8 protein-coding genes are annotated in these 12,735 nt (G+C 35.9%); 1 reads left to right on the top strand and 7 read right to left on the bottom strand.

What is annotated here, in order from left to right:
- Window positions 1–427: 427 nt before the first annotated feature.
- From AAIB49_RS18260 to AAIB49_RS18235, 6 genes are all read right to left on the bottom strand, one after another.
- On the bottom strand, window positions 428–856 hold the full coding sequence (locus tag AAIB49_RS18260; RefSeq protein WP_343458872.1) for a hypothetical protein: 429 nt from the start codon (window positions 854–856) through the stop codon (window positions 428–430).
- Between the two features lie 60 nt (window positions 857–916).
- Window positions 917–2,056, bottom strand: coding sequence for an IS21 family transposase (gene istA / locus AAIB49_RS18255; RefSeq protein ID WP_343458871.1), 1,140 nt, complete (start codon window positions 2,054–2,056; stop codon window positions 917–919).
- A 261-nt stretch (window positions 2,057–2,317) separates the two neighbouring features.
- A complete protein-coding gene (locus AAIB49_RS18250; protein WP_343458870.1) occupies window positions 2,318–3,397 on the bottom strand; it encodes a GerAB/ArcD/ProY family transporter in 1,080 nt (359 codons plus the stop codon).
- 22 nt (window positions 3,398–3,419) lie between these two features.
- On the bottom strand, window positions 3,420–3,671 hold the full coding sequence (locus AAIB49_RS18245; RefSeq protein WP_343458869.1) for a hypothetical protein: 252 nt from the start codon (window positions 3,669–3,671) through the stop codon (window positions 3,420–3,422).
- Between the two features lie 2 nt (window positions 3,672–3,673).
- On the bottom strand, window positions 3,674–4,882 hold the full coding sequence (locus AAIB49_RS18240; protein ID WP_343458868.1) for a Ger(x)C family spore germination protein: 1,209 nt from the start codon (window positions 4,880–4,882) through the stop codon (window positions 3,674–3,676).
- 33 nt (window positions 4,883–4,915) lie between these two features.
- Complete coding sequence (locus tag AAIB49_RS18235) at window positions 4,916–6,499, bottom strand: spore germination protein (RefSeq protein ID WP_343458867.1); 1,584 nt, start codon at window positions 6,497–6,499, stop codon at window positions 4,916–4,918.
- A gap of 542 nt (window positions 6,500–7,041) precedes the next feature.
- Here AAIB49_RS18235 and AAIB49_RS18230 point away from each other — a divergent pair.
- Window positions 7,042–10,134: a GNAT family N-acetyltransferase gene (locus tag AAIB49_RS18230; protein ID WP_343458866.1), complete on the top strand. Its 3,093-nt coding sequence runs from the start codon at window positions 7,042–7,044 to the stop codon at window positions 10,132–10,134.
- A gap of 160 nt (window positions 10,135–10,294) precedes the next feature.
- Here AAIB49_RS18230 and AAIB49_RS18225 read toward each other — a convergent pair whose 3' ends face one another.
- Window positions 10,295–12,325, bottom strand: coding sequence for an alpha/beta fold hydrolase (locus AAIB49_RS18225; RefSeq protein ID WP_339214061.1), 2,031 nt, complete (start codon window positions 12,323–12,325; stop codon window positions 10,295–10,297).
- Between the last annotated feature and the right edge of the window lie 410 nt (window positions 12,326–12,735).

Here is a 12,735-nt window from a genome sequence, read left to right as displayed (position 1 = left end):
AAGTACTCCTCCAGTCTTTTTATGGTTTGTGGTCAACTACCATTATACAAGATTTGGGGAGGTACTTCTTTTTTTATCTCTTAAACCCCTTGATACACAAGGGCTAAGAATTATGAAATTCATTCAAGTGTATAAAAGATTAAGATAAAACAAATTTTTTTGTTGGCACAAGGATTTTTCTCCGAGTCTTCATCCCTATATCAATGAGGGGAGAAAAAAAGAGAGATAAATCTACTGTATTCAAATGGTAGAATTTTCTCTACCTTTCCTAGAAGACTTATCTCATAGATATCATGTTTTATTACCTGTTAAATGCTCTTAGTGGGTTATACTTTGCAACCTTAATTATTTTCCAATATATTGAATGTTTATATCTCCAATTTTATAGTCATTATTCTGAGTAAGCACTTGAATATTGACTATAAATTTAACAATAGATGTTTCTTCTTTCTTCTTTTGTTGTTCCTTTAACATCTAAATTAGATTGTATAGTATACCCATTCGTGCTTTCTTCGGTTATTTTTTGATTAGAAAAGTCAATTTCTATATCCGATAAATTAGAATTTATTGGAGAACGCTTAATTGCCCTCACTCCATAGTCCAGGTCATAAAAAATCGCATTTATTTCATCTATCGCCTGCCTATTAGAAATATCTATGTATTTCGCTACCAACCAATTTGCTGTGTCTATCATTAAATCATTGTTTGTTCCGACTTCAGTTTTTAAATCCTCCTCAATATATTCTTCCAGTGGACTAAAATCCCTAATACTATTAATTATCAAAAATATTCCAGCGATAACAAAAAAGGAAATTAATCCTACCAAGAAAAAGAAGACTTTTCTTTTCTTAAACATTATAACCCTCCTATTTTTAACTTTCTTAAATATCATAATACTAATATTTTAATAATAAAATCAAGAATATAGAAAATTAGAGTAAAAAGTAGAGTAATAGTTAGGATATATGAGAATTCTTGTAAAAATCTGATCATCTGTCACAATCACATACACACTATTGTGTTTATCATAAGTGCCTAATGGGACCGAATAACGGTTGGACTCATATAAAATAGTGTTGTCCTTACGCACGACTCTTGCTATACTTGAATCAATAGGTGAAATAATTATTTTCTTAGTAATCGGCTTAAGGTGTTTCTTTTCGATGGAGAACACGTCAGCCGGTTTCTTTTTTATGGTGTTATGTACTTTGCCATTGCCAGTCCTTTCAAGCCAGAACCAACACTGCTCATTCCATTGATCAATGTTTCGGAATACACGGTTTTTGGCAAAGTTTTGCTTAATAAACTTAACACTATTCTCCACTTTCCCTTTACTTTCTGGGTCAGCTTTTCGACAGACATAGAGTTGGAACCGTCTTTGTCTATGGTATCTTTGAAATTCCTCAGTCAGAATAAGATCTCCACCGTTTTCACTGACGACAATTAAAGCATCTTGATCATAAACCATTTCTTCAGGGATCCCACCAAAATATTCAAAGGCATGTTCATGAGCACGAATGACATCCCGTGTTGTAAATGGACGGTCCAACCACTCTGCATATTTATAACGTGAATGGGAAAGAACAAAACAAATGACAAATATTTTTTTAGTTTTACCATCTACTGTCTTTTGTTTCGATTGACCAAAATCAATCTGTACCTGTTTTCCCATCGGTAATTCAGGAATGGCTTCATAAGAACGTGGTAAGACAACCTTTCGAATATCATATTTCTCTCTCAGTTCCTTTACATAGCTTCGAACCGTACTTTCTCCGACCGAAAGGTCTGGGTATCGTTCCTTTAGCCAATCATGAACTTGAGCTCCGGAGAGATCGGGATGTTCACTTAACCATGTATGAATCAATAACTCGTATTGATCCAACTTACGTTTTCTACTACGAGTGGATGCCATCCACTCAGACATCTCTTCTGGTGACTCCTCAAGATACTTATAAACCGTGGTTCGAGAAATACCTAATTTCCTTGCAATTCTTCTAATCTTAAACCCTTGTTGCTTCATTTGATAAATTTCCATGTACACTTTCCACTTTTCCACCTTTGTTCCTCCAGTTGATAGATTGTAAATCTATCATACTACGGAGAATTATTTTTTACCGAAAAGTGTTCATTTTTATTGAGCAAAAACTGACTACTTTAGTTTAGCGTTTACAACAACCTATTCCTTACATGAAGTAGTTTGAAATCCTTCCTCTAATAACATCATTTTGTAAAGAAAAAGAGTGTTGACGATGTGTTAACACTCAGAGGGTCGTACGTTTTTAGTTGAGAAATAAGAATTTCTTATGGTTTCACTCCATTATACCTTCTTGATGTAATGGGCAAGAAGGATAATAATAGGAAATAGAAATCCAATGGTTATAGATAAAACACTGTAAGAACCATTGATAAATGTATGAGCTTCAAGTGTATTCCGTACTAATAGCATAGAACCCAAAAACAATAGAAAGGCTAATGGAACGGAAAGGGCTTTATAATGTTTCATTTTAAATAAATGACTGACCCCATTTGCTAATACATAAAAAGACACACAAAGCTTTATAAAAATGGTAAAGAACCAAATAAACGCAACAAGGATTTCTACTCGCTCAAAAAAATGGAAAATGCTAATCCTTTGCCCTAAGGCATAAATTGGATAGGTATAATGTATGGTTCCTCCCACCCCTAATACGGCGATACATGCAAATGTAATGATAAGAAGAATCAATCCACTTGTAATCCCACCCGCTAATAATGCTTTTCGTGCGCTTTTTTGTTGGTTGACAAAACTTGATATACCAATTAAGATGACTAATTCTAAAAAAGTGATAGACAAAATGGGAATGATACCTACTATGGTAGCAGTTCTGTTAAGCTGAAAAATGGGTTGGATATTGGTTATATCTGCATCTTTCAAGACGAGTAAGGTCAACAAGATAGCACTAATCATCGTAAAAGGAAAAAAAAGCTCCGCGGTTCTTCCAATAACCTCAATGCCATATTTAATAGCAATTAATGTCGTGATGATAATCATAAATGATATTGCTTCAAATGGTGTACCCATTAGGATTTGTAAGGACACAAAGTCACTGATAGACCATAGATTTGCCGAGGAATTAACAAAAACAAAACCAGTAAATAACAGAATCATTATAGTTCCGAACCATTTACCTAATAGTGATTCGATGGCAGGAAAGAAGGCTTTTCCATCTAACACTTTAATGACTTGGTTATAGAGTAGAATAATAACGGAACCCACTATTATGGAAAGCACCAATGTAATCCAACCATTCTCTTTCCCATAAATAGTTGCAATACTAGGAATGAAAATAATGGATGCGCCGAGTGTATTCATAATGACCAGTACAGTATATTGTTTGCCATCTAGCTTCTCTGTCAACGTTATTCCTCCCATTAGAAAGTTATGGTTGCTGAAATGTTGCTAACCAATTCTTTAGAGGTTCCGTGATCGGCTTCGTTATGAAATCAGCCACTTCTACAACATAAAGAAGCTTTACATCTAGAAAGTGTAAAGAAAGTAAGATAATCGAAAGACTCATTAAGAAAACGAAGACTAGTATTTCTTTTTTCTTCTTTGTCTTCTTTAGGAGTCCTTTTATCTCCATGTAGAATAAAAACGCACCTATAACTGCAAATAAAGAAGCTTTTATCATGTTTAGTCCACTTTCTCTGTTTTTCTTTTAATTGTGTCATAGATAGATTTGGTAACCATACCAGATTTCTTTATATCAACTTGCACTTGTACATTGACTTCCAGATCTTGAAAGAGCGTATTCCAATCATCCTTTATCTTTTCCCATTCTTTAGGATTAGATCGTTTTATTGCATTACCAAAACCATAAATATCACTTTGAAATTCTTGGGCTTTGGTAACACTTGCTTCAATAAATTCAGCCGTCTTTTGTTCAAGCTTTTTCTGGACTTCTTCAATGGAACGTTGATCGGTTATATCGATAGAACACTCTACATCCCCAATATTTCCTTTAATTTCAACCGTAATATCAATCGATGGTTTACTGTTAACGAACGATGCCTTCATGTCGGTGTTGGCATCCGTTACCTCTACGGATATCGTACCACCGTTGTCACACGGGACCCAGCCAACCGTATTACTAACATTGTTCGTTATATAGTTGAATCCCTTGCTTTCGTTTTCATTTAACCAACCTTGTAGCTTCTCGCCTCGAAAAACACCAATACCATCTAGGTATATCATGGTAGGATTGCCAGATTGTTGTCTAGTTTTCATAGAGGCACCACTTTCAACATCACCTATAATATATAAACCGGTTAATATTGCTTCCTTCCCTTCAGTAGAAATGGATTGGATTAATTCGTCTAAATGAACTGATTTTGTAGGTGCCCAAAAGTTTTCAGAGGACTCGATGTTCGATTTTACCTTGATGGCTGGAATCTCTTCTAGGGGGGTTAAAATACTAATTAACTCTGCCCCTTCCAATCCTTGTGCAATAGCAATAGTAAAATCTGTTCTGATTTCATGATCTCGGACTAGAACATCTAAAGTTTTTCCAATGCCGTCATAAGCCATTTCTTCACCATACACAAGTAGTTGTAGATGACTTAAGTTAACTTTTCGCGGTAGCACTTGTGTTAAACCTCTAAACCCCTCCATAATTGTTGTGCCAACAGTAGAGTAGGTCGTAATGGTAGAGCTTTGAGTCATTTGGTCGCCAGCTATTTCCTTAGGGTTTAATACTTGTAACGTTATCTTATATCCCTGTTCATCTTTATCAATTGCCATTGCTGTTGCAAGTGTAATATCTGTTAATTCCTGTGCACTCCAGCAACCAGAAAGTAAGAGTAGGATAATAGAAAAAATTAACCACTGTTTGATGTACTTCATGATGTTCCCTCTCTTCAAAAAATTTACCGTAAACTATCTGTTTTGAGGAGGTTTTGGCTTTCTTGGCTTTGCACGTGTTATATTTTGTTGATTCACTAATCGAGATCGGAATAGCTGTTTCCATTTCGGAAGCAGAATGATGGCATCCTGTTGATCGGAAGAAATATATGGTGCAAATGGTGATAAATAAGGGATGCCAAAAGATCTCAAACTAGTTAAGTGTAGCGTCAATAATAATAACCCGATAAATATACCGAATAATCCAAATGTCGCTGCTAATATCATGAATAGAAATCGTAGCATCCGGACACTAATGGCTAAATTATAATTTGGAAAGACGAAACTACTAATAGCCGTTAAAGAAACCACGATAACCATAGTAGCAGAGACGATCCCTGCATCAACGGCGGCTTGACCGATAACGAGTGCTCCAACGATTGATATTGCAGACCCTACCGTGGAAGGTAATCGAACACCGGCTTCTCTTAATAATTCAAAGGTTAATTCCATGATGAGTGCCTCAATTAAAGCTGGAAAGGGTATCCCTTCCCGTTGTGCAGCTAAGCTAACAAGTAATGTTGTTGGTATCATTTCTTGGTGAAATGTGGTTAAAGCAATATAGACAGATGGTGTAAGTAAAGCAAGAAAAAAAGAAATATACCGTATGATTCGAATTAAACTGGCTATATCACTTCTTTGGTAGTAATCCTCACTTGATTTAAAGAAATCCACAAAAAGCGCCGGGACTAAAAGAACAAAAGGTGTACCATCAACCAGGATTGCAACTCTACCCTCTAATAATCCTGCACATATCGTATCAGGTCTTTCGCTATTTAGAATAGTGGGGAAGGGAGTATATGTTTCATCCTGTATCAGTTCTTCGATATAACCACTTTCAAGAATTGAATCAATGTCGATTTTCTCTAATCTAGCTTTAACCTCTTCGACAATGCCTGGTGTAACAATGCCATGTATATAGGCAATCACTACTTTCGTTTTTGTTTTTCTACCATGAGTGGATGATTCAAGCCAAAAATTTGGGTCCTTTATTCGTTTACGTAATAAAGCAGTGTTGACGCTAATGCTTTCTGTAAAGGAATCTTTTGGTCCTCGAACAACCTGCTGAGTTGTTGGAGGCTCTACACTACGCTCACTTCCCCCTTTAGAACCTACTGCTATTCCTAGTTCGAAACCATCAACTAGAAGGATTGTATCTCCAGTAAGTAAATGGTCCAGTAATTGATTAATGGTGTCTATTTCCGTTAATTCTGCAGATGTGATAGATTTCATTATGTGTTTATATATAGTGGCTGCTTCATTTAGGTCATCAACTATCTCATTACGATGTAAGTGATTAATGATAGGATCTAACAGATAATGTTGAACAGTCTCTTTATCCACTAATTCATCCATGAAAATAATCATCGCTTTTGTTTGGTGGGGAAATGTAAGATCTATTTCACGTGTAATGATGTCAGAGCTATTACCCAGTATCGTTAGCACTAGGTGCCTATTTTCATATAGATTTTTACTAATTCTTTGTGGATATTCCTCTACATGTTTTTCAATGAATGGAAGGTCTTTCTTCTTTTTGGTATGCCGCCTACGTTTGATCATCGTTTCAAACCTCTATGGTGTATTCTTTAGTAACGTTAATCGGTGATAACCGTATGATTCATACCATTAGTATGGTCATTAGATTAGGCTTTATGTATTAATTTAACGCAATAGCTTCTGTTTGCGTTTAACAGGGTGGGTATTTTGTTTTATCAAGCAGAAGATATAGAATGATAGAGAGGATGGTATTGGAAAAAATAGGGTTTACATAGTAACGAATTTTCTGTATACTAATGGAGTAATAAACATTCAGAATTCTTAAAGGGGGGTTGTATAACATGATTAAAGTATATATTGCCTTAACTCAACAAAATAACTTGCTACATACAACCTACATGGTACGTTAGACCTTTATCCGAACTTTTCTGTAAATTTCTACCATAGGATGTATGAAGCATTCTATGGTTTTTATTATGTCGCGGTATACCCTTATCGGGAGTCAATATATAAGAACCATTCTCGTCTGAGTGGTTCTTTTTCTTTGGGGAGAAAAGTTATAGGTGTGGGAGATGTAGGGTTTAAATGAAAAAGGAGATGAATGCATGGATATCAAAATCGTAAAATATGATGAAAGCTATGCTGCTAGAGTTGCAGAAATGTGGAACCATAGTCGTGACGGATGGGGTGGTGCAAATACTGTAGATACGGAAGAATCGGTTTTACTCCGTGAGCGAAATTCAACCAATATCCACACGTTCCTAGCTCTAGAGGGTGATAAGGTTGTGGGGTATTGTGGGTTTAGTGAATATCGTGATGATGAAGGGGCATTGTATATTCCACTTTTAAATGTACGAGATGACTATCACGGTAAAAAGATTGGCAAGCAACTGCTCTTAACTGCTTTGGAGGAAGCAATCCATTTAAAGTGGCCTAGGCTAGATTTGTACACATGGCCAGGGAATACGAAGGCAGTTCCCTTATATAAGAGATGTGGCTTTTTCTGGGAAGAGCGGGATGATACGACACATTTAATGAACTTCATGCCCACGGTATTACATACTGAAGCAGTAGCGGATTTCTTTAAGGATGCTAATTGGTACGATATTAGTACAAGGGAAATTGAAGTGAAGCCAGATGGTAGAGTGGAGAATGAATTCCATTATTATGAGTATGCATGGAAAAAAGAAAATCAAACACTTCGGATGGAGTTTGAGCGAACAGGAAGAGGAATCCGATTAATCGAAACAGATGATTATTATATTGCAGCAACAATACCGGAGCACCAATTAGTATTCGGAAACCATTATCCTATTCAATACACGATTAAAAACAAATCGGCTAAAGCCCTGCAGGTTGAATTAAAAGGTGAAAACGACAAAAATATTGAGTATTCTATAGAAAAGTCCATTAATGTTACGGACGAGATTGAGGTTGTCGAAAACTTTTATATTCATCCCATCGAGGAAGAACAGAATTCTCTTCGAACACATCCATCTGTAAAGACAAAAATTAGAATTAATGGTAAAGAGGCTACCTTTAAGCTAGGTATTTTACCCAAATATCCTGCTCAAGTTACGGCACATTATCAAGAGGATATAGCTTTCTTAGGAAATGAAAACATATTTTATTTAGATATAGTAAATAACTACTCTGAAAAAATTCATTTTGAGGTAACATTTCCAGATTCACCAATTATGGAAATCAAAGCGGAAAAAATACAATTAGAAATGAATCCAAAGGAAAGAAAATCTGTACCTGTACCATTTATCGTAACGGGCTATGGTTTTTATGAAGCGGCATTGCCAATTAAAGCTATTAAAGAGAATGGGGAAATAGTTGAATTTTCAAGATTCATTGGTATTCCGATAAGAGGAATTGGTGCGAAATTCTTTGGTATTGATGAAGAAATGGTTCATTTATACAACGGACAGTACTTTGCAGTATTGAACAAAAAAGATAATACTATTGATATGGGAAGGAAAAAGCAGGAGAGTAGTATTCAAGTAATGACACCGAAGCTAGGGAAGCCTTATTCTGAAGAAATGGCTAAAGCAAAATACAATCAGATACAATTTATGGATGAGAATGGGACTATCGGTGCAAAAATATCCTATGAGATAGCAGCATTTCCTTCTATTACGCTACATCTTATCCTCAAGCTATCCAGCGAGGGACTGGTAGAAAATTATTATGAGGTTGAGAATAAGAGAGAGGTAGAAACTGCGGAGTCTATCTTTGTAAATCAGCCCATCTACTTTGGATTAGAGAAGGCGGTTATTCCTTATCAAGGTGAAATGGTTGAAATGACTGACTCCATTGGTAATTCATATGAGTATTGGAAAGATACACACATCACGGAGAATTGGATATTTGCAAAAGAAGGATCAGATCCTCTTGGCATTTGCTGGGACTCAACTAGTAAAATCCATTTTGATTCTTGGTTCCATTATTTTGAGCATGATCTAGGGAAAATCGGTCCTAGAAGTTCTCTTGTAACGAAACCAGTCGTTTTCTCCCTTGGCGCTTTTCATGATATCGAAAGTTTCCGAGCTTATGCGAATAAAGCTAGCTTTAGTAAAAAGGTAAAGCCAGTTAATCATGTAAGACTATCTTTACAAAACAATAATCCTTTTCTTCAAGGAGGAAAGGGTTATGCAAAAGTGACAGATTACAAATCCAATTACCTTCATGGAGAAATATCACTTTCGCATCTGAATCAAGAGGAATTGGTGGTAGGAAAAATCGATCGCAAAGAGAAGAAGACGGAATGGATTGCTGAATTATCAGCAAATGATATACCATCTATCTCGACTGTGAAGGTAAAAGCTAGTTTAGATGCGACTATTCAAGATCTGGAAACGCTTGTTATTTCACATGGGAAAGGTGAATGTCTACAGGAGATTGAAAATGTATATGGAATGGATAGCTGGAGAGTAAATAATGGCGTAGTGGAAATAAAGGCTACTCCAGAATTTTTCCCTGCACTGCATTCTTTAACTTATAAAGGTCATGAATGGTTAGATTCTTCTTTCCCTAAGCTGCAACCAAATTTATGGTGGAATCCTTGGGCTGGTGGGATTTCTAGTAGGTTAACATCGATTAGGCCTTATTCCCTATCCAAGGAAACAACCAAAGCGGACTTTGCTAAGCTTGTAGACAATAAAGGGAATGAATGGCAAGGTATCAAGTTATCGACCATCGTAGAACAAAATAAGGAATATAAAGGACTTACCATGCATCAATATTTCCTTCTACTTCCAGGTGCACCAATTTTATGCCATGTGTCCGAAATCGAACAACATACAGGAAAGTTATTCCATGACAAAGCATGGCAGTCCATCGCATTTGTTAAACCAGATGCAGTAATGGCAAATAACTGGGTAAATCTACAGGATAAGGCTGGAAATTGGATGAAAGTAGTGGCTGGGAAAGATGAAAATGATATAAGTGTTGACCGAAATATGATCATTGGTTGTCACAATAGCAAGGAGCATCTCCAATTCATTTCTAACGTAGAAAATACAAAGAGGGAAATGTATATCAATAAACAGGTTATGCTTACTAGCGTATGGGAGAGGTTATATGTTCCTACAGGCTCTACGTATTTTACTACACCAAACTTCTACCTGTTCAACGACTTTATAATTAATGATAAAGCACAGCATGATTTACAGGAGATTAGCTTTCATAAGTAATTCTCTTCATAATCCCATTATCATCATATTGTAGTGACATAAATAACCAGAGAACCAAGTATGAGATTCATGTGGTTCTCTGGTTTTTATTAAAATGTAGAAAAAAAGCTGAGGCCAGGAATAATTCCTTACCTCAGCTTTACTGTTAGTTGATCTATTCTTAAAGAATAGTATAAAGCGCAGTATTCGCTAACGTGATTAATGTCATTAGAATGGTGTTCAAGAATGCAGCTACATAGACATTTCCAGTTTTTCTATAAAGGAAACGATTAAAGATAGCTGCTACAGCTAAAACAGGTACAAGTCCAATCACAATAATGGATGATAATGCTTGCTCAGGGTAGCCTGCTGTTCCAGTAGTAAATAGGACACCGTATTGATAGATTAAGTAAAGAATTAATCCGCCAACATAATGTAGGATGGAAATAATATACCCCTTTATTCCTTCATAACGTTCACCAGTAGTATTTATATTTACTGAAATTCCACTAATGAAATAGTAGATAAAGAATAATGGTGCATATTTTAATAATGCTATAATATGTTGCATTTCAAAGGTTTTTACTGCTAATGTCCATAATCGGAAGTCCGTTTTGAACATGGCGTCGATGGCATACAGAATAGCATAACCAATCACGACAGCTATAATAGCAGTTAATAAGGATGCAATAACGGATTTGATATTTGCTTTCACACCATAGTTGGCGATAGTTGCCCCTTCAGGCTTTTTGGCAATATAATGATAGCCAACCATAATCATCAACATGACAATGGCTACATTAATAGCCCAATAGAGTACCGGGTTGGTAGTTGGTGCTCCAAATAACTGTGTTGTAGCAATAAAGGTTTCTTGATTTTTTAAATAGAAGTATTGAATGACACTTAACATTAACATAATAAATGAAACAGATCGAATCGATTTATTCGATTTCTTCGCTATGGAATAAATTAAGAAAATAGCGGATGCTACTACTATTACTAAACTAATTTGTCTTAGTAATCTCATTCCATAGAATGCTTCATTTGCACTTGAACCATAAAGGGCAGAGAAGAATAATGCAGGGAATAATCCTCCAACCAATAATAAAATAAAGCGAGCTAATTTAGAACCAGTTGTTTTAGGCTCTGGTAATGGTTCTGGTTTTTTCGTATAGATAGCCTTAAAGAATGGAAGCTTCGAGATTAATAGGATAATTGGAATAAAGAGTAGGAAAAATCCGATTAAAGCAATAAACTCGAAGTACTCTTTGTAAATCCAAGTCTGGCCGTTTTCATCAACAGAAACTAAATTACTATAATCAGCAAATGCTGTACTGTAAAAATCAATGGCATATGCTGTAGATGTTTTGGAAAAATGATTCCATGGATGGGTTTCATTCGGTTGGTAGATTACTCGTACACCACCATCCACTTCATATAGCTTACCAACTTCTGGGTTTTCGGGATTTCCTAAGAAACCTTGTCCCTCTTCTGTACCGATATAATTCTTTTGAACTACTGTTTTACCAGTCGTTCTTGCACCTTCATCAAAGAAGAATTCATCATAATTTCCAGCAATCTTACCAGAATATCTAGGACCATACGCGTTATTAATATCTTCTTGTGTATAGCCTAGTGCTAATAACCACTGGTAGTCCGATCCCATGGTTAAGGAACTATGAATCTTTCTTATTCCACTTTCTTGGAAATCGAGTTCGTCAAGTACAACTGCGTTAGTGGAAGAGAAGCCACCCATGGAATGGCCAGAAACAGCGATTACACCATTACCAGCTTCATCTTTTAATACATAGTCTTGTTCATACATATACTGAACTGCATCATAAATAGCATATGGCCAGAATGAGAAAAATGGTACGGGCTTTTCCATAGTACCTGTTGAGTGTCCATGGTCATATTGGTCCAATGCTAAAACGACATATCCGCGTTTCGACATTTCAATAGCCTGTGCATCCTGCATTTCGGCAGAATTCAAATATCCATGTGTAGCAATTAAGGTAGGCCGTGGTTCTTTATTCGCACCTTCAGGCATGTAAAGGAGTCCGGAAAGCTCTCCTCTAGGTGTATCAAAATAGATACGAGAAACATCAACCTTCCCATTTGAACTGTTAAATTGATAAGCAGCTATACTACCTATCGAAATCAATAGTAACGAAATAATGACCCATACAACTGGATGTTTAAACTTTCTCAAATTATTTACCCCCGATAAAAAAATTTATAGGATATTGCTCTTTGGTTATGTAGGACAATTCAACTACTTATATATCACCCCTTGCTACTCTTTTTTAAAGAAAAACAAAAAGAGACTCACTTAACCCTCTTTGAATTAAATACAAAGAAAAAAAGTGAGTCTCGTGTTCTCTTCACAAATGTATTAACTTACTAGCTAGTATAGTATGAAGTGAAAACGTTGTCAACAGTATTTTAATTGGTAAAAATCTTTAGTTTAAGTAGAGTTAAATCATGATACGTAAAAGTTAGAGTAAAATGTTTATGGGAGAACATATACCTCATCTTTGGTGTTGAAGTCTTACGACTTCAACACCAAAGATGAGGCCAGCAAGCGGAGCGCGGTAGTAGTATAGAGGCATTTTCAATGAA

Origin of the sequence: Ornithinibacillus proteolyticus, assembly GCF_039581225.1 — a bacterium.
Classification (GTDB): domain Bacteria; phylum Bacillota; class Bacilli; order Bacillales; family Amphibacillaceae; genus Ornithinibacillus; species Ornithinibacillus massiliensis.
Note: the sequence above shows the minus strand (reverse complement) of the source record. Positions and strands in the feature narration are given on the sequence as shown.

Coding starts and splice junctions, on each gene's coding strand:
- AAIB49_RS18235 (WP_343458867.1), bottom strand. CDS start 6,499: ATGATCAAACGTAGGCGGCATACCAAAAAGAAGAAAGACCTTCCATTC.
- AAIB49_RS18245 (WP_343458869.1), bottom strand. CDS start 3,671: ATGATAAAAGCTTCTTTATTTGCAGTTATAGGTGCGTTTTTATTCTAC.
- AAIB49_RS18240 (WP_343458868.1), bottom strand. CDS start 4,882: ATGAAGTACATCAAACAGTGGTTAATTTTTTCTATTATCCTACTCTTA.
- AAIB49_RS18260 (WP_343458872.1), bottom strand. CDS start 856: ATGTTTAAGAAAAGAAAAGTCTTCTTTTTCTTGGTAGGATTAATTTCC.
- AAIB49_RS18230 (WP_343458866.1), top strand. CDS start 7,042: ATGGATATCAAAATCGTAAAATATGATGAAAGCTATGCTGCTAGAGTT.